At 62.4% G+C, this 25333-nt stretch carries 21 protein-coding genes; 16 read left to right on the top strand and 5 right to left on the bottom strand.

All coding sequences use genetic code 11. The features are described from left to right. Positions 1-152 precede the first annotated feature (152 nt). From ACVWXD_RS10760 to ACVWXD_RS10750, 3 genes are all read left to right on the top strand, one after another. A complete protein-coding gene (locus ACVWXD_RS10760) occupies positions 153-1628 on the top strand; it encodes a benzaldehyde dehydrogenase (protein WP_179179035.1) in 1476 nt (491 codons plus the stop codon). A 44-nt stretch (positions 1629-1672) separates the two neighbouring features. Further along, entirely contained in the window at positions 1673-2440 is a 768-nt protein-coding gene (locus ACVWXD_RS10755) for a coniferyl-alcohol dehydrogenase (protein ID WP_122757262.1), read from the top strand. A gap of 81 nt (positions 2441-2521) precedes the next feature. Next, entirely contained in the window at positions 2522-3469 is a 948-nt protein-coding gene (locus tag ACVWXD_RS10750) for a SphA family protein (protein ID WP_032891347.1), read from the top strand. On the opposite strand, the gene mhpT is transcribed toward ACVWXD_RS10750, so the two are convergent. Next, entirely contained in the window at positions 3447-4679 is a 1233-nt protein-coding gene (gene mhpT, locus ACVWXD_RS10745; protein WP_032891349.1) for a 3-(3-hydroxy-phenyl)propionate transporter MhpT, read from the bottom strand. The genes ACVWXD_RS10750 and mhpT overlap by 23 nt on opposite strands. Before the next feature lie 309 nt (positions 4680-4988). Between mhpT and ACVWXD_RS10740 the strand changes: the two genes are divergently transcribed. Continuing rightward, entirely contained in the window at positions 4989-6305 is a 1317-nt protein-coding gene (locus tag ACVWXD_RS10740) for an OprD family porin (protein ID WP_260366915.1), read from the top strand. Positions 6306-6314: 9 nt separating this feature from the next. On the opposite strand, the gene ACVWXD_RS10735 is transcribed toward ACVWXD_RS10740, so the two are convergent. After that, complete coding sequence (locus ACVWXD_RS10735) at positions 6315-6800, bottom strand: MarR family winged helix-turn-helix transcriptional regulator (RefSeq protein WP_032891352.1); 486 nt, start codon at positions 6798-6800, stop codon at positions 6315-6317. A gap of 188 nt (positions 6801-6988) precedes the next feature. Here ACVWXD_RS10735 and ACVWXD_RS10730 point away from each other — a divergent pair, with 188 nt between their 5' ends. The 6 genes from ACVWXD_RS10730 to ACVWXD_RS10705 all read left to right on the top strand — a co-directional run bounded on the left by ACVWXD_RS10730 (position 6989) and on the right by ACVWXD_RS10705 (position 15023). Further along, entirely contained in the window at positions 6989-7819 is an 831-nt protein-coding gene (locus ACVWXD_RS10730) for a p-hydroxycinnamoyl CoA hydratase/lyase (RefSeq protein WP_032891354.1), read from the top strand. Positions 7820-7895: 76 nt separating this feature from the next. Beyond that, entirely contained in the window at positions 7896-9344 is a 1449-nt protein-coding gene (locus ACVWXD_RS10725) for an aldehyde dehydrogenase (protein WP_122753239.1), read from the top strand. 62 nt (positions 9345-9406) lie between these two features. After that, positions 9407-11281 (top strand): feruloyl-CoA synthase, encoded by a 1875-nt coding sequence (locus tag ACVWXD_RS10720; RefSeq protein WP_457370986.1) that lies wholly within the window; start codon positions 9407-9409, stop codon positions 11279-11281. Beyond that, on the top strand, positions 11278-12519 hold the full coding sequence (locus ACVWXD_RS10715) for a thiolase family protein (protein ID WP_401379563.1): 1242 nt from the start codon (positions 11278-11280) through the stop codon (positions 12517-12519). The genes ACVWXD_RS10720 and ACVWXD_RS10715 overlap by 4 nt, the downstream gene beginning before the upstream one ends. A gap of 34 nt (positions 12520-12553) precedes the next feature. Beyond that, positions 12554-14254 (top strand): acyl-CoA dehydrogenase, encoded by a 1701-nt coding sequence (locus tag ACVWXD_RS10710; RefSeq protein ID WP_457370985.1) that lies wholly within the window; start codon positions 12554-12556, stop codon positions 14252-14254. Positions 14255-14309: 55 nt separating this feature from the next. Continuing rightward, on the top strand, positions 14310-15023 hold the full coding sequence (locus tag ACVWXD_RS10705) for a GntR family transcriptional regulator (protein WP_095184855.1): 714 nt from the start codon (positions 14310-14312) through the stop codon (positions 15021-15023). A 5-nt stretch (positions 15024-15028) separates the two neighbouring features. Here the strand turns inward: ACVWXD_RS10705 and ACVWXD_RS10700 are convergent, their stop codons facing one another. The 3 genes from ACVWXD_RS10700 to ACVWXD_RS10690 all read right to left on the bottom strand — a co-directional run bounded on the left by ACVWXD_RS10700 (position 15029) and on the right by ACVWXD_RS10690 (position 18695). Continuing rightward, entirely contained in the window at positions 15029-15979 is a 951-nt protein-coding gene (locus tag ACVWXD_RS10700) for a PDR/VanB family oxidoreductase (RefSeq protein WP_286819405.1), read from the bottom strand. 29 nt (positions 15980-16008) lie between these two features. Then, a complete protein-coding gene (locus ACVWXD_RS10695; protein WP_027603468.1) occupies positions 16009-17070 on the bottom strand; it encodes an aromatic ring-hydroxylating oxygenase subunit alpha in 1062 nt (353 codons plus the stop codon). Positions 17071-17207: 137 nt separating this feature from the next. Further along, positions 17208-18695 carry an aldehyde dehydrogenase family protein gene (locus tag ACVWXD_RS10690; protein WP_457370984.1) on the bottom strand — a complete coding sequence of 496 codons (1488 nt, stop codon included), beginning with the start codon at positions 18693-18695 and terminating at the stop codon, positions 17208-17210. A gap of 262 nt (positions 18696-18957) precedes the next feature. Between ACVWXD_RS10690 and ACVWXD_RS10685 the strand changes: the two genes are divergently transcribed. The 6 genes from ACVWXD_RS10685 (at position 18958) to ACVWXD_RS10660 (ending at position 25285) form a co-directional block, all read left to right on the top strand. Next, the gene (locus ACVWXD_RS10685; RefSeq protein WP_032891364.1) at positions 18958-20127 is read left to right on the top strand and encodes a p-hydroxyphenylacetate 3-hydroxylase oxygenase component; all 1170 of its coding nucleotides are present in this window, start codon (positions 18958-18960) and stop codon (positions 20125-20127) included. Positions 20128-20183: 56 nt separating this feature from the next. Further along, entirely contained in the window at positions 20184-21116 is a 933-nt protein-coding gene (locus ACVWXD_RS10680) for a p-hydroxyphenylacetate 3-hydroxylase reductase component (RefSeq protein ID WP_032891366.1), read from the top strand. Between the two features lie 408 nt (positions 21117-21524). After that, positions 21525-23024, top strand: a complete 1500-nt coding sequence (locus ACVWXD_RS10675) for an APC family permease (RefSeq protein ID WP_122681059.1) — start codon at positions 21525-21527, stop codon at positions 23022-23024. Further along, the gene (locus ACVWXD_RS10670) at positions 22969-23589 is read left to right on the top strand and encodes a DUF3156 family protein (RefSeq protein ID WP_420875941.1); all 621 of its coding nucleotides are present in this window, start codon (positions 22969-22971) and stop codon (positions 23587-23589) included. The genes ACVWXD_RS10675 and ACVWXD_RS10670 overlap by 56 nt, the downstream gene beginning before the upstream one ends. 118 nt (positions 23590-23707) lie before the next feature. Then, positions 23708-24670, top strand: a complete 963-nt coding sequence (gene feaR / locus ACVWXD_RS10665; RefSeq protein ID WP_099602404.1) for a transcriptional regulator FeaR — start codon at positions 23708-23710, stop codon at positions 24668-24670. A gap of 15 nt (positions 24671-24685) precedes the next feature. After that, entirely contained in the window at positions 24686-25285 is a 600-nt protein-coding gene (locus tag ACVWXD_RS10660; RefSeq protein ID WP_457370983.1) for a TetR/AcrR family transcriptional regulator, read from the top strand. Positions 25286-25333: the final 48 nt, after the last annotated feature.

Raw genomic sequence — 25333 nt, 5'->3', positions numbered from 1 at the left:
GGTCAATGGGCGGCACGTGTCAGGCCCCGGTCCAGAGCCCTCGGCGGTTTATGTCTGCGTCAGCACGTGCAAGCGGCACAGCCTTTGCTCAAGGCCAAATGCGGCGTTTGCACTCGTGCAGGCGATGACAATTACAAGAACCGGGAGTTGCCATGTCAGTGTCTGAAACCACCCACCTGTTACAGCGGGCCCTTGAGTCCGAATGCCTGTTTAACGGCGATTGGATACCCGCTTCGGGATCCGTGAGCCCCGTGATCGAACCCGCCACCGGCGAGCCGCTGCTGCGCTGCGCCATGGCCAGCCCGGCCGATGTCGCCCTGGCCAGTCGCAGCGCGGCCCTGGCCCAAACGGCGTGGGCCGCACTCGGTCCACGGGAGCGCGCCGAGGTGTTTCGCAAGGCGGCCGACGTCGCCGAGCAGTCTTTCGCCGAACTGGCGCTGTACGTCGCGCGGGAAACCGGGGGCGCGTTGTTTAAGGGCGAACACGAAGTGCGCGAGGCGATTGTGCTGCTGCATCAGGCGGCGGGCTTGTTGTCTCAACCCCACGGAGTGGTGCTGCCCAGTGCGGCGGGGCGATTGTCCTATGCTCGGCGCCAGCCCCATGGCGTGGTTGGGGTAATTTCACCGTTCAATTTCCCGCTGATACTGTCACTGCGCTCGGTGGCGCCGGCCTTGGCGGCGGGCAATGCGGTGGTGCTCAAGCCTGACCCACAGACGCCGGTCAGCGGTGGTTTTCTCATTGCCCGACTCTTCGAAGAAGCAGGCTTGCCCAAGGGCCTGCTGCACGTGTTGCCCGGCGACGCAGCGGCCGGTGAGGCGCTGTGCCGCGACCCCAATGTGCGGATGATCGCGTTTACGGGCTCCACGGCAGCGGGGCGCAAAGTCGCCGAGGTGGCCGGTCGGCACCTGAAAAAAGTCGCGCTGGAACTGGGCGGCAAGAACCCGTTGATTATTCTCGAAGACGCCAACCTCGACCTGGCCGCAAGCAATGCCGCCTGGGGCGCCTGGCTGCATCAAGGGCAAATTTGCATGGCGACCGGGTTGATTCTGGTCCATGAATCCATCGCCGCCAGCCTGACGCGCAAGTTGGTGGAAAAGGCCCGGGCGCTCACCGTGGGCAACGCCGCCCGGGGTGAGGCCGCGCTCGGCCCATTGATCAATCAACGCCAATTGCAGCGCGTGCACGAGATAGTCAGCGACAGCCTGCAAGCCGGCGCGCGGTTGGAAGCGGGCGGCGAATACGACCGGTTGTTCTACCAGCCCACCGTGCTCAGTGGCGTACGGCCGGGCATGCGCGCCTTTGAGGACGAAGTGTTCGGCCCAGTGGCCACGGTGGTCAGTTTTGCCACGGACGAGGAGGCCATCGAATTGGCCAACCGCACCGAGTACGGGCTTTCGGCGGCGATCATTTCACCCTCGGTGGGGCGCGCCATGGCCATTGGCGAACGACTTGATTGCGGCCTGCTGCACATCAACGACCAGACCGTGGCGGACGAATGCATCAACCCCTTCGGCGGACGCGGCGCCTCGGGCAATGGCGGCAGTGTGGGTGGGCCGGCCGACTGGGACGAGTACACCCAGTGGCAATGGGTCACCGTAAAAAACACGCCGCCGACCTATCCCTTCTGAGCCCCGGCTCGCGCATGCCTATACAACAATAAGAGGGCTTGACCATGAACCTGTACCGCAAAACCTTGATCGTGACCGGCGTGGCGTCGGGCATTGGTGCGGAAGTCGCGCGATTGGCGCGCTTCCAGGGCGCCACGGTGATCGGCGTCGATCGCCATGAACCGCAGTTGACGCTTGATGGCTTTTTCCATGCCGACTTGAGCGATCCCACCAGCATCGATGCGCTGGTGGCGCGCCTGCCGCAGCAGGTCGATGCCCTGTGCAACATTGCCGGCGTGCCCGGTACGGCGCCGATGCAAACGGTGGCCGAGGTCAATTACCTGGGCCTGCGCCATCTGACTCAAGCGCTGCTGCCGCGCATGCCGGCGGGCGGCAGCATCGTCAATGTCGCTTCGGTACTCGGTGCGCAGTGGCCGCAGCGGTTGGCGCTGCACAAGGCGCTGGCGGCGACCGAAAGTTTCAGGGCCGGGCAGCAGTGGCTGGCCGCCAATCCGGTGGAGCAGGGCACCTGTTATCAGTATTTCAAAGAGGCGCTGATCGTCTGGAGCCTGCAGCAATCCCAAGGATGGTTTCGCGATCATTCGGTACGCATCAACTGCGTCGCGCCGGGGCCGGTGTTCACCCCGATTCTGGGGGATTTCGTCAGCATGCTCGGCCCGGAACGGGTGGCCCAGGACAGCCAGCGCATGACGCGTCCCGCCCTGGCCGATGAGGTGGCGTCGGTGATTGCCTTCCTCTGTTCGGACGCTGCGCGATGGATCAATGGGGTCAATCTGCCGGTGGACGGCGGGTTGGCGGCCACCTACGTGTAGGCGCTGCAGCCGCGTTAAACCCCGGGGCGGATCCACCGCGCCGGGGGTCTTGAACAACAACAAAAATACAGGACATACAAGATGCTCAAGCCAATCTTGCGGACCGTTGCGGCCTCAACATTTGTCGCACTGTCATCGACTGCACACGCTTACGACCTGCCCGGACTCAACCTGGGCAGCACCAGTTTCTACGATGGCTCGCCAGCGCCTGCCGGACCCGGTTGGTACCTGGAGGAATACCTGACGTACTCGCGCGCCAGCCGCTTCAATGACGCCAACGGCAACAAGCTGGCGCTGCCCAAGCAGGACGTGGAAGTGGTGGCGCCGACCACGCAGATCATCTACGTCGGCCAACCCCTGGCCAATGGTGCGATGCCCGGATTCACCGTGATCAACACGTCCCTGGCCCATGTGGATGTGGACGATGGTTTGAATAACGCGGCACTGAGTTCGCGGGCAGGCTTTGGCGACGTGGTCGTCGGCCCCTTCCTGCAACTGCCGACCCTGAACCGCGCCGATGGCAGCCCGCTGTTGACCCAGCGGGTCGAAGTCGATGTGGCGATCCCGGTAGGTGCCTACGATCGCAAGCGCTCGATCAACCCTGGCAGCAACTTCTGGTCATTCAACCCGTATTACGCGGCGACCTACTGGTTCAACCCGAAGTGGTCGGCGAGCGGGCGCTTCATGTACCTGTGGAATGGCAAGAATGACCAACCATCGGCCAGTTTTGGCGATGTCTCCGACACCCAGGCGGGGCAGGCGTTGCATGCCAACCTGACGTTGCAGTACGCAATCGACCAGCAGTTGAGCGTGGGCTTGAATGGCTATTGGTTGAAGCAGATCACCGACACCGAGGTAGAGGGGCATGCGGTGAGTGGTCGGCGGGAAAAGGTCTGGGCCATTGGCCCGGGCCTGGTGTACGCGTTCAACAAGGAGAATGTCCTGTCGGTGAACGCGTACTTTGAGCAGGAGGCGCAGAACCGCACCCAGGGCAATAAGCTGGTGCTTAACTGGCTGCACCAGTTCTAGACGTGGAGGTGCCGGGCAGGTTCAGTGGCGCCGCACGCACCATCACGCTGATGATGGTCAGTGCGGCGATCACCACGCCGGGAGAGGTCGCCAGCAGCACGCCGGCGGTACCGGCGCCTGCCGCAAGGAGTTGCCCGGCCGCCAGCGGCCCGGCCACCGAGCCCAGACGGCCGATGGCCACGGCCGCACCCACGCCGGTGGCGCGCACTGCCGTGGGGTAGGAGGGCGGGGCGCTGGCATACAGCACCAATTGCGCAGCCATCACGAACAACCCGGCAGCGAAACCCGCGACGGCCATGGGCACGATGCCCACCGACAGGCCGACACCGGCCAGCGCCGCCAGCAACCCGGCGTACACAAACAGCACCACTTTGAGCGCGTTGCAACGGTCCAGCAGCACGCCACCGAGCAGTGAACCGAGGGCGCCGCCGATATTGAAGAGCATCTGCACCATGCCCGCCTGGGGTTTGCTGAAACCTTGTTCTAGCAACAATGAAGGCAGCCAGTTAAGCAACATGTACATCACGGTCAGGGTGAAGAAGTAACTGAGCCACAGCGCCAGGGTGGTGCGGGCGCGACCCTCGCCGAACAGCGCCTGGCCCGTGGATGGGCGGGCACCTGGCGTGTGGTCGACCTGTTGGCGAAAGACGTTGGATTCGGGCAGCAGCAGGATCATCAATGGCACGGCCAGCAGCGGCGCCAGGCCGCCGATGATAAAGGTGGTCTGCCAGTGTTCACTGGAAAACATCGCCACCACGGCGGCCAATGCACCCCCCAGCGGTACACCGCAGTACATGACACTGATGGCGGTGCCGCGATTGCGCTCGCTCACCGCTTCGGCACACAGCGCAATCAGGTTGGGCAACGCGGCGCCCAGGCCCAGGCCGGTGAGAAAACGCACCAGCAACAGGCTTGAGTAGCTCTGTACAAATGCCGTGCTCAAGGAGAACAGCCCAAACAGCAGCACTGCGATCACCAGGATTTTCTTGCGGCCGATACGGTCGGCGATCCATCCGCCAAAAAACGCTCCCGGCAGCAGGCCGATGATCCCGACACTGAATACCCAGCCGAGCATTTTCGGGTCAAGGGCAAAACTGTTGCGCAGCCCGGCAGCGGTGGTGCCGGCCGCCTGTAGATCGAAACCCTCGATCAGCGCAACGATAAAACACAAAGCGATCGTCAGCGTCGAACGACGCGATGAACTGTTCATGGGCAAACCTCGTTGTTGTTTTTGTTGTGGTGGCGAGCCTGACCGGCTGCTGGAAATTAAGATAACAAATATAACTATAAAAAGAAGGGTGCCGGACCCCAGTCTAAAATCATGACGCAAGCCGTCTAACGCAGGTGTTTGAGATTAACGTCAGTCGAAAATATGAAAATAGATAGGTTTATTAATGTTCGATTATCGGTCAGTGGCGGTTGACGAAGGGATCCAGCTGTTTCCATTCTCTGTCCGCGAAGCCCACTGGGCCAAGCCTGTGCCACCCCCAAAAACAACAACAAAAAATGGACATCGAACATGCCAAAACTCCCCACGGACGCCGTCGCGGCGGCCTGCTGTGTGTCGAACAGCACTCCACGCCTGATCAGTGCACTGCTGATGTTCAGCATCCTGCCCACTCCACTGTGGGCGGCGGGGTTCATCGACGACAGCCACGGCACCCTGACGCTGCGCAATTACTACCTGGACCGTGACTACAAGGACGACGGCGCCAAGACCGCCGCGCGAGAATGGGCCCAGGCGTTCATGCTCAACCTGGAGTCTGGGTACACCCCTGGCGTCGTAGGCTTTGGCCTGGATGTGCGTGGGCTGATGGGGATCAAACTCGACTCGTCGCCGGACCGCAGCGGCACCGAGCTATTGCCGGTGTCGGCCAGCGACAAGCGTGCCGCCGATGAATACTCACGCCTGGCGCCCACCGCCAAATTGCGGTTTGCACAAACCACGGTGAAGGCCGGTGACGTGTCAATCTTCCTGCCATTCGCCTTCGCCAGCCCGTCCCGCCTGCTGCCCCAGACCTTTCGCGGCACCACCTTGAGCTCCAAGGACATCGACGGGCTGACCCTGAACACGGGCTATATCGACCGTATCAACAAGCGTGATTCCACTGACTACCAGGCCATGACCATCGCATCGCCCAACCGGCGGTTCAATGCGACGGCGACCACCTCACACTTGGCGTATGTCGGCGGGGATTACCAAGTCAATAAAGACCTCAGCCTGCGCGTCTATCACTCCCAAGTGGCGGACCTTTACCAGCAGGACACCCTGGCGTTGCTGCACAACCTGCCGGTGGGCGATGGGGTATTCACCAGCGACCTGCGCAGTTTCTTCAGCCGCGAGGACGGCAGTGCCAAGGCTGGGGACGTGGATAACCGTAACCTCTCGGCGCTGTTTGCCTACCGCCTGGGTGGGCACCGCGTCAGCCTGGGTTACATGCATTCCAGCGGCGACACTGCCACGCCCTATATCTCCGGCACGGAGCTGATGGGCATGAGCGAACTGACCATGAGTTCGGATTTTCTCAACGCCAAGGAGCGCACCTGGCAGGCCATTTACGACTATGACTTTGCCGCATCCGGCATGCCGGGCCTGAAGGGCCGGCTGCGTTATGTGCGCGGCGATAACATCGAGTTGGCGGCGTTCAATGCCGAGGACCGCAAGGAACGTGAGTTCCAGATGGAGTTGGGTTACGTGATCCAAAGCGGCCCGCTGAAGAACGTCGGGCTGATGGCACGCAAGTCGATCTACCGCAACGACTTCCCAGGCGGCGCGGCCTTTCGCGATGAAAACCAGACCCGCTTCCTGGTGCTCTACACCGTGGCGCTGTGGTAGATCGCGGGATCAGTCCTGATACACCTTCTTGAGCAAACGCAGCAGCTCTGCACGTTCCTCGACGTCCAGGGCTGCGGTGGCGTCCAGGTCGCTCTGCGCGGCAATGTCCTTGAGGGACTTGAGCAGGATTTCGCCCGGTTTGCTCAGGAAAATCCCATAAGAGCGCTTGTCGGGTTTGCAGCGCACGCGCACGGCGAGGGCGCGGCTTTCCAGCTTGTTCAGCAACGGCACGACCTGGGGCGGTTCGATGGCTAGGGCGCGGGCGAGGTCGGCCTGCATCAGGCCGGGGTTTTGCTCGATGATCGCCAGGGCCGAGAACTGTGCGGGGCGCAGGTCGTGGTCGGACAGTCGGCCGATCAGGTTCTGGAACAGCTTGAGCTGGGCGCGGCGCATGGCATAACCGATCAGATCGTCCAGGGCTGAATCCAGCGGCGGCTGTACCTCGTCATGGTCGGGCAGGGCCTGGCTGGTGGCGATGTTGGAAGGCTTGGCCATTAGCAGTGCAATCCTCAGAAGGTAGCGGTTAACAAGGCTATCTAGTTTGCCGGGGTTGGCGCGCTGTGGCTACGACGGTTTTTCACAGTCGTTAAATATTGGTTATTCAGATTAATAGTTAATTGACATAACTATATTTGCGGTTTAATTTCAAATCATCTTCAAACCCAGAACAAGAGCACACCGCCATGAGCAATTACGAAGGCCGCTGGACCACCGTCAAGGTTGAGATTGAGGAAGGCATCGCGTGGGTCATTCTCAATCGCCCCGAAAAGCGCAACGCCATGAGCCCCACCCTGAACCGGGAAATGATCGACGTGCTGGAAACCCTGGAACAGGATCCCGCCGCCGGTGTGCTGGTGCTGACCGGAGCCGGTGAGGCCTGGACCGCCGGCATGGACCTCAAGGAATACTTCCGCGAAGTGGACGCCGGCCCGGAAATCCTCCAGGAAAAAATCCGCCGCGAAGCCTCCCAATGGCAATGGAAACTGCTGCGCATGTACGCCAAGCCGACCATCGCCATGGTCAACGGCTGGTGCTTCGGCGGCGGCTTCAGCCCTCTGGTAGCGTGCGACTTGGCGATCTGCGCCGACGAAGCCACCTTCGGCCTCTCGGAAATCAACTGGGGCATCCCGCCTGGAAACCTGGTCAGCAAGGCCATGGCCGACACCGTGGGCCATCGCCAATCGCTGTACTACATCATGACCGGCAAGACCTTCGGCGGGCAGAAAGCCGCTGAAATGGGCCTGGTTAACGAAAGCGTGCCGCTGGCGCAACTGCGTGAAGTCACCATTGACCTGGCGCGCAACCTGCTGGAGAAAAACCCGGTGGTGCTGCGTGCCGCCAAGCACGGCTTCAAGCGTTGCCGCGAGCTGACGTGGGAGCAGAACGAGGATTACCTTTACGCCAAGCTCGACCAATCGCGCCTGCTCGACACCGAAGGCGGTCGCGAGCAGGGCATGAAGCAATTCCTCGACGACAAGAGCATCAAGCCTGGTCTGCAGGCGTATAAGCGCTGAAGGATGCGGCCTGCGGGCCGCACCGTTTTACCCTGCTTGAACGTATTCCCGATAAAGACAATAAAGAGGAATCACCATGCTGGACGTGCCCCTGTTGATCGGCGGCCAGTCGTGCCCCGCGCGCGACGGTCGAACCTTTGAGCGTCGCAACCCGGTGACCGGTGAAGTGGTCTCGCGGGTCGCCGCTGCCACCCTGGAAGACGCTGACGCCGCCGTGGCCGCCGCCCAAATTGCGTTCCCCGCGTGGGCGGCGCTGGCGCCCAACGAACGCCGTACCCGGCTGCTCAAGGCTGCCGAGCAGTTGCAGGCGCGCAGCGACGAATTTATCGCGGCCGCCGGCGAGACCGGCGCCATGGCCAACTGGTATGGCTTTAACGTGCGCCTGGCGGCCAATATCCTGCGCGAAGCGGCTTCGATGACTACCCAGATCACCGGCGACGTGATCCCTTCCGATGTGCCTGGCAGCTTCGCCATGGCCCTGCGTCAGCCCTGCGGCGTGGTGCTGGGCATCGCGCCGTGGAATGCTCCGGTGATCCTCGCTACCCGCGCCATTGCCATGCCGCTCGCCTGCGGCAATACCGTGGTGCTCAAAGCCTCGGAACTGAGCCCGGCAGTGCACCGCCTGATTGGCCAGGTGCTGCAGGACGCCGGCCTGGGCGATGGCGTGGTCAACGTCATCAGCAACGCCCCGGCGGATGCGGCGGCAATTGTCGAACGGCTGATCGCCAACCCGGCGGTGCGTCGGGTCAACTTCACCGGCTCAACCCATGTCGGGCGGATCGTCGGTGAACTCTCGGCCCGTCACCTCAAGCCGGCCTTGCTGGAGCTGGGCGGCAAGGCGCCGTTGCTGGTGCTGGACGACGCCGACCTGGACGCCGCCGTATCGGCAGCAGCCTTTGGCGCCTACTTCAACCAAGGGCAGATCTGCATGTCCACCGAGCGCCTGATTGTCGACGCCAAGGTCGCCGATGCCTTTGTCGCCAAGCTGGCGGCCAAGGTCGCGACCCTGCGCGCCGGTGATCCCACGGCGGCGGACTCGGTACTGGGTTCCCTGGTGGACGCCAGCGCCGGTACGCGCATCAAGGCCCTGATCGACGATGCGCTGGGCAAAGGCGCGCGGCTGGTGGCCGGAGGGCAACTGGACGGCAGCATCCTGCAACCGACGCTGATCGATGGCGTTACCGAAGACATGCGTTTGTACCGCGAAGAGTCCTTCGGTCCGGTGGCGGTGCTGTTGCGTGGTGACGGCGACGAAGCCTTGCTGCGCCTGGCCAACGATTCGGAGTTCGGCCTGTCGGCGGCGATTTTCAGCCGTGACACCGGCCGTGCCCTGGCCCTGGCACAGCGGGTCGAATCGGGCATTTGCCATATCAACGGCCCGACCGTACACGACGAGGCGCAGATGCCCTTCGGTGGGGTCAAGTCCAGCGGCTACGGCAGTTTTGGCGGCAAGGCGTCCATTGAACACTTCACGCAATTGCGCTGGGTGACCTTGCAGAACGGGCCACGGCACTACCCGATCTGAGCAGGCGCTGCGACATAACAATAACAAGGCGGCGTTGATTCGCCTTGATGGAGGACGTCCTTGTGAGTTCCGAATTCAGACCGCAACCCCAGTCCGCGTCGCGATACCGCGAAGTGTCCATCGGCCACGCACCGGTGCAGGTCACCGAAGAGCAGGGCGTGCTGCATATGCGTTCCCTGGAGCCGTTGGCCGAGTTGCCTGCGCGCTTGCTCGATCGCCTTGTGCATTGGGCCCGGGTGCGCCCCGAGCAGACGTTTATCGCCGCACGCCAGGGCGGTGGCGACTGGCGCCGCGTGAGCTACAGGGAGATGCTCGACAGCGTGCGCTCTATTGCCCAAGGCCTGTTGAGTTACGGACTGTCGGCGGACAAGCCACTGGCATTGTTGTCGGGCAACGATATCGAGCATTTGCAGGTGGCGCTGGGCGCCATGTATGCCGGTATTCCGTATTGCCCGGTATCGCCCGCGTATTCGCTGCTGTCCCAGGATTTCGCCAAGCTGCGGCATGTGTGTGGCCTGCTGCAACCGGGGCTGGTGTTCGTCAGCGATGCGGCCGTCTACCAGCGCGCAATCGAGGCGGTGTTGCCCGCCGAAACGCCGTTGATCAGTGTGCGCGGTGAAGTGCCTGGGCGCACTCGAGTGAGCTTCGACAGCCTGCTTAAAACGCCGAGTGGTGCCGAGGCTGAAGCGGCGTTTGACGCCACCGGCCCGGACAGCATTGCCAAGTTCCTCTTCACTTCGGGCTCGACCAAACTGCCCAAGGCGGTGATCACCACTCAACGCATGCTCTGCGCCAACCAGCAAATGCTGTTGCAGACCTTTCCGGTGTTCGGCGAGGAACCGCCGGTGCTGGTGGACTGGCTACCGTGGAATCACACCTTTGGCGGCAGCCACAACGTCGGCATCGTGCTCTATAACGGCGGCACTTTTTACCTCGACGACGGCAAACCCACGGTCCAGGGCTTTGCCGAGACCCTGCGCAACCTCAAGGAAATTTCGCCAACGGCCTACCTGACCGTTCCCAAAGGCTGGGAAGAACTGGTCAGCGCCCTGGAGCAGGATGCCGAGTTGCGCGAGCGCTTTTTTGCGCGGATGACACTGTTCTTCTTTGCCGCTGCGGGCCTGTCACAGAGCATCTGGGATCGCCTCGACCGCGTGGCCGAGCTGCACTGCGGTGAGCGCATCCGCATGATGGCCGGGCTGGGCATGACCGAAGCCGCGCCGTCCTGCACGTTCACCACTGGGCCGTTGTCCATGGCCGGTTATATCGGCTTGCCCGCGCCGGGATGCGAAGTGCGACTGGTGCCGGTGGACGGCAAGTTCGAAGGGCGCTTTCGCGGGCCGCACATCATGCCGGGTTACTGGCGCGCGCCCGAGCAAACCGCCGAGGTGTTCGATGACCAGGGTTTCTACTGTTCCGGAGACGCGATCAAACTCGCCGATCCCCACCAGCCGCAATTGGGGCTGATGTTCGACGGGCGCATTGCCGAAGACTTCAAGCTGTCTTCCGGGGTGTTTGTCAGCGTAGGCCCGTTGCGCAATCGCGCGGTACTGGAAGGCTCGCCCTACGTGCAAGACCTGGTCATTGCCGCGCCGGACCGCGAATGCCTGGGGGCGCTGGTGTTCCCCAGAACCTACGAATGCCGCCGTTTGGCGGGTTTGAGCGCCGACGCCAGCGACGCCCAGGTATTGGCCAGCGAACCGGTGCGCCAATGGTTCGGCGATTGGTTGCAACGCCTTAATCGCGACGCCACCGGTAATGCCAGTCGCCTGGAATGGATTGCCGTGCTCGACGAACCCGCGTCCATCGACCGTGGGGAAATCACCGATAAAGGTTCGATCAATCAGCGGGCGGTACTGCAGTGGCGCGCGGCCAAGGTCGAGGCGTTGTATCGCGGTGAAGACCCCACCATCCTGCGCGCCGGGCCCAAGCCTTGAGCGGCGCAGGGCAGTATTCGGCGTTTGCCGACGCGGCGATTTTCGAGGCGGTGCGCACGCCGTGGGTCGACCTCGGTGGTGCGCTGTCCCAGGTCTCGCCCATCGACCTGGGGATCAAGGTCGGCCGTGAAGTGCTGGCCCGGGCCGATATCGATCCGCAGGCGGTGGACAGCGTGTTGGCGGGTTCCATGGCCCAGGCCAGCTTCGATGCCTACTTGCTGCCACGGCATATCGGGTTGTACAGCGGTGTGGCGCAATCGGTCCCGGCGCTGGGGGTGCAGCGCATCTGCGCCACCGGTTTCGAGCTGTTGCGCCAGGCCGCTGAACAACTGCGCGACGAGGTGCAACTGGCCCTGTGCGTGGCGGCTGAATCCATGTCGCGCAATCCGATTGCTGCTTACACCCACCGGGGCGGGTTTCGCCTGGGAGGCGAGGTGCAATTCAAGGATTTTCTGTGGGAGGCACTGTACGACCCGGCTCCCGGCCTGGACATGATCGCCACCGCCGATAACCTGGCGCGCCGTTATGGCCTGAGCCGCGAGGCGGTGGACCGGTATGCCTGTGACAGTCATCAGCGTGCGTTGCAGGCGCAGCGTGAGGGGGCCTGGGCGCAAGAGATCGTCAGCGTCGATAATCAGGTGTTCGAACTTGACGGTTATCAACCCCGACGCCTCACCCTGGCACGTCGCGCCGCTGCGGTGACCGAGGACAGTCACCCACGGTCTACCGACCTTGAGGCACTCGCGCGTTTGCGCGCCGTGCATGCGGACGGGGTGCAGACCGCCGGCAATAGTTGTGCGGTGGTCGATGGTGCGGCGGCCGCGTTGGTGGGGCGCGCCTCAGACTGCACGCGCCCGGCCCTGGCCCGGTTGGTGGCCAGCGCGGTGGTCGGCGTGGCCCCCGAATTCATGGGCATCGGCCCGGCACCGGCGATCCGTCTGTTGCTGCACCGCAGCGGGTTGAACCTGAGCGATATCGGCCGTTTCGAGATCAACGAAGCGCAGTCGGCCCAGGTACTCGCTGTGGCCCAGGAGCTGGAGCTGGACAGCACCCGGCTCAACGTCCAGGGCGGCTCCCTTGCGCTGGGGCACCCTTTGGCTGCCAGCGGTCTGCGCCTGGTCATGAGCCTGGCCCGGCAACTGCGTCAGCACAACCTGCGCTACGGCATTGCTGCTGCGTGCGTGGGCGGCGGGCAGGGCATGGCGCTGCTGATCGAGAACCCTGACTGGCGCGCTTGAACACACACGTTTTATTCGATGATGAGGTGTCCCGATGTGGAGCTATGAGGCGCCCCTGCGCGATATGGAATTTGTCCTGGAGCATTGGCTGCAGGCGCCCTCTGCATGGCAGGCCTTGGACCTGTCCCTGGCGATGCAGGTGCTGGAGGAGGCTGCACGCTTCAGTCAGGGCGTGCTGGCGCCGCTGAACAGTCAAGGTGATCGTCAGGGCTGCCGTTGGCAGGCGGGGCAGGTCAGCACCCCGGATGGTTTTGTCGAGGCTTACCAGGCCTATGTGGACGGTGGCTGGCCAGGGCTGGCGTGCGCCGAGGCAGTGGGCGGGCAGGGCTTGCCGCAATTGCTCGACGCGGCGTTGCAAGAAATGCTCTACGCCAGCAACCACGCCTGGGCCATGTACACCGGCATCGCCCATGGCGCCTACCTGTGCCTCAAGACCCACGCCGAGCAGTGGTTGCAGGCGCGCTACTTGCCTGAAATCGTCAGCGGCCAGGCCTTGCCCACCATGTGCCTGACCGAGCCCCAGGCCGGCAGCGACGTCGGCTTGCTGCGCTGTCGCGCCGAACCCCAGGCGGATGGCAGTTATCGCCTGAGCGGCAGCAAGCTGTTTATCTCCGGTGGCGAGCACGACCTCACGGCCAACATCCTGCACCTGGTGCTGGCGCGCCTGCCCGATGCGCCGCCCGGCAGTCGCGGTATTTCCCTGTTTCTGGTGCCCAAGCGATTGGACGACGGCCACGTCAATGGCGTGCGCTGTGACGGTCTTGAGCACAAGATGGGCATCAAGGGCAGCGCCACCTGTTCGCTGACGTTCGAAGCTGCCCAGGGCTGGCTGATCGGCGAGGCCAATCGCGGCCTGGCGGCGATGTTTGTGATGATGAATTCGGCGCGCCTGCACGTGGGCCTGCAAGGCCTGGGGCATGCCGAGGCGGCGTGGCAGAACGCCCGCCAATACGCCGCCGACCGTGTGCAGATGCGCGCGCCGATCAGGCCTGAAGAAGTGGCGGCCCAGGCGGCCGATCCGATCTGCTATCACCCGGCCATGCGGCGTGTATTGCTGGAGCTGCGCACCACCAGCGAGGGCATGCGCGCTATCGGTTACTGGGCGGCGCACCTGCTGGATCGGGACGACCCATTGGCGCCGTTGCTGACCCCTATCATCAAGGCGTTTTTCACTGAACAGGGCTTCCGCCAGGCCAGCAATGCCTTGCAGGTCTTCGGCGGTTACGGTTACGTCGCCGAGTTCGCCATCGAGCAAACCTTGCGCGACAGTCGCATCGCGATGATCTACGAGGGCAGCAATGAGATCCAGGCCAATGACCTGTTGCTGCGCAAGGTGCTTGGGGATGACGGTCGGGTGTTCGGCCTGCTGCTGGGCGAGTTGCGTGCAGAGGCCGGGCAGGGCAGCGAGTTCGTCGAATGCGCGGCCTTCTCCCTGGCACTTGGCAGCCTGTGCGACGCCTTGGACAAGGTGGTGAGTGCCATCCGCGAACGCTCCCTGGAAGACAGCGAATACCCGTATCGCGCTGCGCCGGATTTCCTCCAGCTGTGTGGCGTTGCGCTGCTGGCCTTTGCCTGGGCGCGGGCGGCACGGGTGTCCAGGGCATTGCCCGAAGGGGATCCGTTGCGCGCCGCCAAGCTGCAAAGCGCCGGTTTCTTTTTTGATTACCTGCCATCAAGACTGGCCCAGCACTTGGGCGCGATAGACGGGGCGCGGGCGGCACTGGCATTCGTCTGACGGCGGCAGAGGCTTGCGGTACTATGGCGACCCACGTTTTCTGGAAGTTGCCTGGATGAGTAAGCCCGGTCAATTGGTGCTGGTTGCACTGCGCAAGATGATTGCCAGCGGGGAGTTGGCGGCGGGCGAGCGGCTGATGGAAATTCCCACGGCGCAGTTGTTCGGCGTGTCGCGCATGCCCGTGCGCATGGCCTTTCGTACCCTCGAACAGGAAGGACTGCTGGTGCCGTTTGGCGGGCGCGGTTATCAGGTGCGTTCGGTCAGCCCCAGCGACATTGCCGGCGCGGTTGAAGTGCGCGGCGTGCTCGAAGGCCTGGCCGCGCGTCAAACCGCGGAGCTTGGGTTATCCAACGAGGCCCGCGCCGCGCTGGAGCGCTGCCTGGTCGAGGGCGATCAACTGTTCGAAAAGGGTTACGTGACCGAAGACGACCTTGAGGTCTATCACGACCTGAACATGCGCTTTCACCAGGTCATCGTCGAAGGCAGCCACAACCCGGCGATCGCCGACGCGCTGGCGCGCAATGATCACTTGCCGTTCGCCTCGGTGACCGCGCTGGCGGTGGATCGCGAGGACATGGCCCGCGAGTACCGACGCTTCAACTATGCCCATATGCAGCATCACTCGGTCTTCGACGCCCTGGTCAATCGCCAGGGCGCACGGGCCGAAGCCATCATGCGCGAGCATGCCAACGCGACCCTGCGCTATGCCGAGATTTTCAGTTCAGCCACCGCCGACGCGCGCATGAAGGTGATCCTGCCCGCGTCGTAACCCGGTTAGATATCGAGTACCAGCAAGGGCGTTTTCGCCCGCGAACAGCAGGGCGTGAACTGATCATTCAGCGCCTGCTCCTGCTCGGTGAGAAACAGATCGCGGTGCTCCGGTATGCCTTCCAGCACGCGGGTCAGGCAGGTGCCGCAAATCCCCTGTTCGCAGGACACCGCAATCTCGATACCGTGGCTTTCCAGGACCTGGACCACGGTCTTGTCGGCGGGAATTTCGAAGACCTGGCCGCTGCTGCCGAGCTTCACCGAAAAGCCGCCGTCGAGGCTGCTGTCCACCGGTGCCGCACTAAAGTATTCGCGGTGCAGGCAGTCTTCCTGCCAGCCCTGTGCGCGTGCGCTGTCGAGTACATGCTGCATGAACCCGCCAGGGCCGCAGACATACAGGTGTACGTCGCCTGCGGGCGCCGCCAGCACCTCGGCAGCATTCAAGGCCGTGTGCGGCTGCTCATCGAAATGCAGGAACACTCGCTCTGCAAACGGCGACGCCTTGAGTCGCTGCACAAACGCCGCACGCTCGCTGGCGCGGGCGCAGTAATGCAGTTCGAAGTCGGCCCCCGCATGGGCCAGGCGTTCGGCCATGCACAGGATCGGAGTGATGCCGATGCCACCGGCAAACAGCAGGCTGCGACGCGCGTCGTGGACTAAGGGAAATAGGTTGCGGGGTTCGCTGATGGTCAGGTGTGCGCCCTCGTGAACCTGCTCGTGCAAGCTGCGCGAGCCACCCCGGGAGGCCGGGTCCTTGAGCACGCCGATCAGGTAGCGATGACGTTCTTCGGGGTGATTGCACAGGGAATATTGCCGGATCACCCCGTCGGGCAGGTGCACGTCAATATGCGCGCCGGCACTGAAGGCCGGCAACGGCTGGCCATCGACACTGGCCAGTTCATAGCTGCAAATGTCCTGGGCTTCGTTGTTACGGGATACCACCACCACATCGATCATGTTCAGTCCTCGCAAAGTTGTCGCGCTGTTCAGGCGGTGGTGGTGGCGATCAGTTGCGGTTCGAGGGCGCGTTCCTTGGCAATCAGTCGCTCCAGGATCTTGCGTGACTGCACGCCACCCGCGTCGATATTCAACTTGAGCAGGTTGCGCTGCGGATGGGCCAGCAGGTTCTGTTGCTGGCGTTCGAGCATTTCCAGGTCTTCGCTGAAAATCTTGCCCTGGCCCTCGCGAATGCTTGCGGTCAGTGCCTCATCGTGGGGGTTGAAGTTGCGCGCCATGCCCCAGAAGTACCAGATCGAGGTCTCGGTTTGCGGGGTGATGAAGTCGACCACAATGCTCGCAGCCTTATGCTCGGGGGCGGCGTTATAGCCACCCTTGCCGGCGTGGGCCACGCCGACTTCGATCAGCACATGGCTGGGCGGGGTGAAGCGGCAGATCTGCCAGCGGTCTACCGGCACGTCATCGGCCAGGTTGTTGCCACGCAAGGCCATGCGCCAGAACGGCGGGGCCATGATGTTTTCCATGTGCCGGGCAGTGACGACCTCATCGCCGTCTACCGTGGTCACGGGCGGCGCTTCGTCGATTTCCTTCTGGCCGATGCTGGAGGCGTGCACGTAGGTTTCGTGGGTCAGGTCCATCAGGTTGTCGATCATCAGGCGGTAGTCGCACTGGATGTCAAACAGCCCGCCGCCATAGGCCCATTGGTCACTCACCGCCCATTCCAAGTGGTGGATCAGCGCCGGGTCGGCCTGGGCCTGATCGCCGGGCCACACCCAGATGAAGCCGTAGCGTTCAACCGCGGCAAAGGTCTTGTTGCACGGAAAGCCGCGTACCCGCTGACCGGGCATTTCCACGGTCTTGCCGTCGCCGCCCATGACAAGGCCGTGGTAGCCGCAGACCAGGTTGCCGTTCTCGACATAACCCAGCGACAGCGGCGCACCGCGATGGGGGCAGAAGTCCTCGACCGCCACCACGGCGCCTTCCTGGCCACGATAAAACACCATTTTTTCGCCGCAGATCTGACGACCCAGGGGCTTGTGAGCGATTTCATCGGGGGTGCAGGCGACATACCACGTGTTCTTGGGGTACATGATGACTCTCCAGGCAACGGATTATTTTTATTTAATGGATCCATTAAATGGGCCGTAGGATGGAGAGTCAATCTTGTATTGATATTTTGTTGGGCGATTATCGGTCGATATGCTCCAGTGGATCCAATAAAGTGTTTTTAGTAGCGAATCATCACTGACTTCAGCTCGGTGTAATCCTCGATAAAGGCGCCGCCAAACTCACGACCCACACCTGAGGATTTGTTGCCGCCAAACGGCACCGCCGGGTCCAGCATCGTGTGCATGTTCACCCACACCGTGCCGGCCTCGATGGCGGGCACCATGCGCAGGGCCTTGCCCAAGTCGTTGGTCCAGAGGCTGGCGCTCAAGCCGTAGGGTGTGTTGTTCATCAAGGCCAGCAGTTCTTCTTCGCTGTCGTACGGCAAGAACGTGGCAATGGGGCCGAAGGTCTCTTCGTTGAGCAGGGTGTCGTTGACGCTGTTGGCGAGGATGATCGTCGGTTCGACGAAACAGCCAGGACGGTCGATCAGGTTGCCCCCGTGAATGATGCTGTTGTTTTCGGCGCGGGCTTTGGCGAAGAACTCGCCGAGTTTGAGTTGGTGCTGGCGGTTGGTGACCGGGCCGAATTCGGTGCGCTCATCCAGGGGTGAGCCGATGTTCAGCGCGCTCAGGCGCTGGGCCAGTTTGCCCATGACCGCTTCGATCTGCGAACGGTGCACAAAGAAGCGTTCGGCGGCGGCGCAGATTTGCCCGGAGTGCAAAAAGCCCGCTTCGATGATGCCGTTGACGGCCTTGTCCAGGTCCACATCGCGCAGGAACCCGGCCGAGTTTTTCCCGCCCAGCTCAAGGGTGGCCCGGGTCAGTCCGGCGCCCATGGCACTCTGGCCCACCGCAATCCCGGTCGGCACGGAGCCGGTGAACGACACCTTGTCGGTGCCGGGGTGTTCGATCAGGCCTTTGCCTACGCTGCCGCCACCGGTCAATACGTTCAGCGCACCGGCGGGAAGGCCGGCGTCAATCGCCAGCTCGGCGATGCGCAGGATGGTCAGCGGCGTGAACTCGCTGGGCTTGATGATGATGCTGCAACCGGTCACCAGCGCCGAGGCGAGTTTCCAGATGGCGATCATGGTCGAGAAATTCCACGGCACGATGCCGACCACCACCCCGACCGGCTCGCGCAGGGTGAACGCGGTGTAGCGCTCGCCAGCGAAGGAGGGCAGCGACGGGGTGATGGTCTGGCCGCTGATCTTGGTAGCCCAGCCGGCGTAGTAACGCAGGAAATGCGCGGCCTGGTCGACTTCGAAAGCACGGGAAATCTGGATGATCTTGCCCGACTGGCAGGTTTCGATCTGTGCCAGTTCTTCGCGGTGTTGCTCCAGCAGGTCGGCCAGCTTGAGCAGTACATTGCCGCGCACCGCCGGTGCGACCTGCGACCACTGCTTGAAGCCTCGGCTCGCCGACGCCACGGCTGCGTCGATGTCGGCCGGGTCGGCGTCGGCGACATCGGCGATGACCTGGCCGGTCGACGGGTTGATCACCTCCAACCGCTGGCTCGAATGGCTCTCGACGTAGCCACCGTCGATGAACAACGTATGGTTTCGACGGAGGAAGGCTTCAACCTGGGGCAGCAGTGGAATATCGCTCATGGGTTTTTCCTGGTGGCAGACATTGAAAAGCCCGAGGTTAATTGCAGTGGCCGGAACGGGCTTGACTCTGGCTGCCGAGTGGCATGTCTGTGGCTGCCAACACCTGTGCGCGACGGATCAGCCTGAGCCTTTGAAAAGTACAATCTTGACTCTGGAAGGTGCATGTTCGACCGGCAAACTGCGTTCCATACTGGCCCTGCATCCGGCGCAACGCCTCGCTTTTTGGGGTTGCCCGGACATCCAATAATAAGCAGGGCCATCCATGAAAAAGCCAAACCCGCTCCTCGAAGACCTCAAGTCCGTCTTGCCGACCATTGCCGCCAATGCCTTCCAAGCCGAGCAGGATCGCAAGGTGCCCGCCGAGAATATTGCGCTGCTCAAAGGCATCGGCCTGCACCGTGCGTTCCAGCCCAAGGCGTTCGGTGGCATGGAGTTGTCGCTGCCACAGTTTGCCGACTGCATCGCGTTGCTCGCCGGAGCCTGCGCCAGCACGGCCTGGGCCATGAGCCTGCTGTGTACGCACAGCCATCAACTGGCACTGTTTTCTGCCCAGTTGCAGCAGGAAGTCTGGGGTTTGGACCCGAATGCCACGGCCAGTAGCAGTATCGCGCCGTTCGGTCGCACCGAAGAGGTTGAGGGTGGCGTGCTGTTCAGCGGTGAGATGGGTTGGAGCAGCGGCTGCGATCACGCCGAATGGGCGATTGTCGGATTCCGTCGGCCCAATGCCGAGGGCACTCAGGATTACTGCTTTGCGGTGCTGCCGCGCAGTGACTATCAGATCCGCGATGACTGGTTTGCGGCGGGCATGAAAGGCAGCGGCACCAAGACCTTGATCATCGACAAGGCCAGGGTGCCGGAGCACCGCATCCAGAAGGCCAAGGACATGATGGAAGGCAAGTCCGCAGGCTTCGGCTTGTACCCCGACAGCAAGGTGTTCTACTCGCCGTATCGACCCTATTTCGCCAGCGGTTTTTCCACCGTGAGCCTGGGCGTCGCCGAGCGGATGCTGGAAGTGTTCCGCGAGAAGACCAAAACGCGAGTACGCGCCTACACCGGTGCCGCAGTCGGTGCCGCCACCCCGGCGCTGATGCGCCTGGCCGAGTCGACGCACCAGGTGGGCGCCGCGCGAGCGTTCCTGGAAAAGACTTGGGCCGAACACGCCGAGCACAGTGAGCAGCAACGCTACCCAAGCCGCGAAACCCTGGCGTTCTGGCGCACCAACCAAGCCTACGCCACCAAGATGTGCATCCAGGCGGTGGACCGCCTGTTCGAAGCCGCTGGCGGCAATGCCTGGTTTGAACATAACGAGATGCAGCGCCTGTTCCGCGATTCGCACATGACCGGCGCCCATGCCTACACCGACTACGACGTCTGTGCGCAGATCCTCGGGCGTGAGCTGATGGGCCTGGAGCCCGATCCGAGCATGATCTGAACCCGCTTTTGAAAACAACAATAGGGGCTGCGCATGACGCAGTCCGGGAGTCTTGCATGTCTGAATCGACCTTCGACCCACGGGCCTTTCGCCGCGCCCTGGGCAACTTCGCCACGGGCGTCACCGTGGTCACCGCCGCTGACGCCTCCGGGCGCAAGGTGGGCGTTACCGCCAACAGCTTTAATTCGGTGTCCCTTGACCCACCGCTGGTGCTGTGGAGCATCGACAAACGCTCCAACAGCCATGAGGTGTTCGAGCAGGCCAGCCATTTCGCCGTCAACGTGCTGGCGGCGGACCAGATCGACCTGTCGAACAATTTTGCGCGGCCCAAGGACGATCGCTTCGCTGAGATCGAATACGAACCGGGAGAGGGTGGCGCGCCAGTATTTGCCGACTGTGCGGCGCGCTTTCACTGCGAGAACTACCAACAAGTGGACGGCGGCGATCACTGGATCATGATCGGCAAGGTGGTGGCCTTCGACGATTTTGGCCGTGCGCCGCTGCTCTACCATCAGGGCGCCTATTCCATGGTCTTGCCCCATACCCGCATGACCAAGCGTGACGAAAGCCAGCCGCCGAGCAGCCATTTCCAGGGGCGCCTGCGCCACAACCTCTACTACTTGATGACCCAGGCGGTGCGCGCCTACCAATCCAGCTACCAACCCCGACAGCTGTCCACCGGCCTGCGCACCAACGAGGCGCGGATGTTGATGGTGCTGGAGAACGACGCCCGCCTGAGCCCCGGCGACCTGCTGCGGGAAGTCGCGATGCCGGTGCGGGAGATCGACGACGCGGTGGCCAACCTCAAGCGCAAGGGGTTGGTGGATGATGATGAGCAGGGCGTGCATCTGACCGCTGCCGGTGTCGAGCAAACCGAAGATCTGTGGGCGATTGCACGGGAACAGCAGGAAAAGGTGTTTGCCGAGTTCAGCCAAGCTCAGGTCGAAACGTTCAAGGCCGTGCTTAAGCAGTTGATCAGCCAATGCTGATGGGCGTGTGTGTAAGCCGATCTGAAATGTTGCAGGGCTGGCGCTATAGGTGGTGAGCCGTTCACCGAGCGGGCAGACGCAGTCGGTCAGATGTGGGAGGGGGCTTGCCCCCGATGACAGTGTGTCAGTCACTGATGTGATGGCTGATCCACCGCTATCGGGGGCAAGCCCCCTCCCACATTTTATGGGTGTTACACCTGATCAATTTGAGTTATCTGTTTACTTTGCCCGTGGCAGGCAGCAACAAAAGCGACGGCAGACATGGGCAAGACGCTCGATAGGTCATGGGCGCACAGTGATTTCGCTCGATGCCGTTTTGATCAGGGACTGGTTGGGGAGGGCGTTATCGCCGGCTCCCTGTAGGGCTCGATGCATCCACTAAGAAATCCGCTTTCGAGGATCCGCACCATGTCGATCAATGACCGGCTCACGCAGCATTTGAAACGAGGCAGCGTCGGCTTTCCAACCGCGCTGGCCAGCACCATTGGCCTGATCATGGCCAGCCCGGTGATTCTTACCGCGACCATGGGTTTCGGGATCGGCGGCAGCGCCTTTGCGGTGGCCATGCTGATCGCAGTGGTGATGATGCTGGCCCAGGCGACTACCTTTGCCGAGGCGGCTTCGATCCTACCGACCACCGGTTCGGTCTACGACTACATCAATTGCGGCATGGGTCGATTCTTTGCGATCACCGGCACTTTGTCGGCGTACCTGATCGTGCACGTGTTCGCGGGCACGGCAGAGACCATTCTGTCCGGGGTCATGGCCCTGGTGAACTTCGAGCACCTCAATACCCTGGCGGAGTCGGCCGGCGGTTCCTGGTTGCTGGGGGTCGGGTTCGTGGTGGTGTTCGGCATTCTCAATGCTTTCGGCGTCAGTGCTTTTGGCCGGGCCGAGATCATCCTGACCTTCGGCATGTGGACCACCCTGATGGTGTTTGGCGTGATGGGCCTGATCGCCGCACCGGCGGTGCAGCTGGAGGGCTGGTTTGGTGTGTCGCTGGTGGGCACTGACCTGATCACCATTCTGTCGCTGGTGGGCATGGCCATGTTCATGTTCGTCGGTTGCGAGTTCGTTACACCGTTGGCCCCGGACCTTCGCAACTCGGCCAAGGTCATGCCCAAGGCGATGATTCTTGGATTGCTGAGCGTGGCAACCTGCATGTTTATCTATGGCGCGGCGATGAAGCGCCAGGTCGAAAACGTGCTGCTGGACGCCGCGTCGGGCGTGCACCTGCTCGACACACCGATGGCGATTCCCAAGTTTGCCGAGCAGGTCATGGGCCAGGTAGGCCCGCTGTGGCTGGGGATCGGTTTTCTGTTCGCGGGCGCCGCCACCATTAACACGTTGATGGCCGGTGTACCGCGGATTCTCTACGGCATGGCGGTGGACGGTGCGTTGCCCAAGGTGTTCACCTACTTGCACCCGCGCTTCAAGACGCCGCTGCTGTGCATCCTCGTGGCGATGCTGATCCCGTGCCTGTATGCCCTGTGGCTGGGTGGCAACACCGATAACATCATGCACCTGGTGCTGGCGGCGGTGTGTGCGTGGAGTTTCTCCTACCTGCTGGTGACGCTGTCGGTGGTGATCCTGCGGATTCGTCGCCCTGATCTGCCACGGGCCTATCGCTCGCCGTTTTTCCCGTTGCCGCAGATCCTGTCCAGCGTCGGCATCTTGCTGGGCATGTGGTTCATCACCCCACCGGGCATGAACCCCGCCGACATTTATGTGCCGTTTGGCGTGATGCTTGGGATCACCGCGAGCTATGCGCTGTTCTGGACACTGGTGGTGCAGAAGGTCAATCCATTCAAGCCCGCGTCGGTAGAAGACGTGCTGGCCAAGGAGTTTTCCCATGAGCCTGGCAACCCTCACCCTGGGTATATCGAGCATGCTGCAAAAGCTGTCTGAGCTGTTCAGTGCCAAACGTGCCCCGGCCGGTTATCGTCCCGGCGTCACGCTTGAGTACCTGCGACGCAACCTTGGCTTGGCGAGTTTTACCTCGACGGGACCGACAAGCGCAGTGTTCGGCCTGGGCGATAGCGACGTGCAGGTGGCGGTTGGCGAGCGCACCGAATCGCAGTTGCTGATGCACTTGGTCATGACCGAATTCATGGTCAACGTGCCCGCCTCAGAGCAGGGCAATGCACGCTTCGAGCTGCACCACCGCGGGTCGATTCGGCGCACCGGGCTGGCATGTCGGCAACGCGCTGGTACGCCGAGCTTGCTGTCCAGGCTTGAGGCTGCGTTGACGCAGGATCAAGCCCTGCATCAAGCGTTGATGGCGCTGGACTTCAAGCGCCTGTGCATCGCACTGGACGGCCAGCAGTGGCACGTTCGGCTTGAACATATGGGCGGCAGCGAAGTGGTCAGCCGCATGCCAGCGTTTCGTCGCTACATCGCCTTGAGCGGCGCGCAGCGAGGGGCTTTGTTCGATGTTCTGGCGGGGTTACACCGGGTGCTGGGCGCGCTCTGATTTTTGGCGACTTGGCATCATTACTGCTTCCACAGTCGGCACTACGTACTTGTTGCGCCTATATAGATAACATGTTAACTATTGGCCAACAAAAACAAGAAGCCACTGTGGAGTTGCCATGAGCACCTATCAATCTGCGCACACTGGATTGGACACCTGGACTCAGGATTTGCGAGCGGCCTGTGGCCATTTCGACACTGAACTGGCCTTCAACCGCTCGCTGTTCATCGGTGAAGTCTCCACGCTCTCCCGTGGTTGCCTCTCACTGGCCTCCCTGCGGACCAATGCCGGCCTGATCAAGCGCCCACGGCCCAACGCCGATCACGACATGGACCAGCATTGCTTCCTCGTCAGCCAGCGCAGCGGCTATTGCCAGATCACCCAGAACGACGAGGTCATCCAGTTGGCCCCCGGTGACATGCTGCTGATGGATTCCACCGGTTCAATCGAGATCAGCCCCTTCGGCCTGATTGAACATGCATCCCTGTCTCTTTCGCGCAACGCAGTGTGCAAACAGCTGGGCAACGCCTCGAAAACCTTCGGCAAGATCTCGTCGAGTAAAGCCTGTGGGCGGATGCTCCATGTGTTGATGGACCAACTGTGCAGGGAAGGGCTGGAAGGCCAGGATTCAGAGGAAGAGGCGCAGGCACTGCAGGCGGCCTTTGTCTCCTTGCTGGGCTCGGCGTTTGACGCGCATGACACCCAAGGTGACAGCACCGCCTCGTTGCACGGCAGCAACCTGCGCAGTTATGTGCAGAAAGTCATTGATGAGTCCCTGACCCAGCCGGGCCTGAGCCCCGTGGGCCTGGCCAATCGGCTGAACATCTCGGTGCGACACTTGTACCGCCTGTTTGAAGAACAGGACGACAGCGTCTGCCGCTACATCCAGCGGGCGCGGCTCAAGCGTAGCGCGGATGACCTGACCAACCCGTTCCTCAAGAGTGAGTCGATCACCTCGATTGCCTATAAGTGGGGCTTCACCGATTCGGCTCACTTCAGTCGCTCGTTCAAGAAGCAATTCGAGCTGTCGCCCAAGGACTTTCGTTCGACCCATCTGCAGCAAGCGGTCGGTGCGGCGTAGGTTGTCCATCGATCAATGAAAGCGCTCAGCCTGTCGGCCAGTAATATTTGTGCGGTGGCGGTCGAACACTTTGCCGATCATGGGTATGACGCCTCGTCGCTGAACGATATCGCGGTGGGGGCGGGTATGCGCAAGGCGTCGTTGTATGCGCACTTTGTGAGCAAGGATGCGCTGTTTCAGACGGTCTTCCAGATTGCCCTGGACCATGAACATCACTCTATCGCTGGGTGCTTTCAGGACCAGGCCGGGTACACGGGGATGCCGGGTTATTTGCACCTTGAGCGCTTGATCGGCCGCTATGAAGGCTCTGCGCATCTGCGCTTTCTGTTGCGTACGGCGTACTTTCCGCCGGCGCGGATTCGCAGCGTGATTACGGCGGGATTCGAGGGGTATCTGGCCTGCATACGCGAGGGTTTTCAGCATGCAGCGCGCAGTCGGTACAGCCGGGTAGAGCCCGAGGCGCTTGAGGTGTTTTGTGATGCCTATCTGGGGATTGTCGACAGCTTGCATGTGGAGTTGATTTATTCGACGGCTCAGGGGTACGTCAAACGGCTAGCGGCGTTGTCGCGGGTGTTCGGTGACTCACTGTCGATGCTCGAAAGGGCCGAGCGCTAGATCAACCTGTGGGAGGGGCAAGCCCCTCCCGCAGTTGATTCGGTTTAC

It is taken from the genome of Pseudomonas sp. TE3911 (assembly GCF_054062775.1).
The sequence above is the reverse complement of the archived record's forward strand: the minus strand, read 5'-3'. Positions and strand labels throughout refer to the sequence as shown.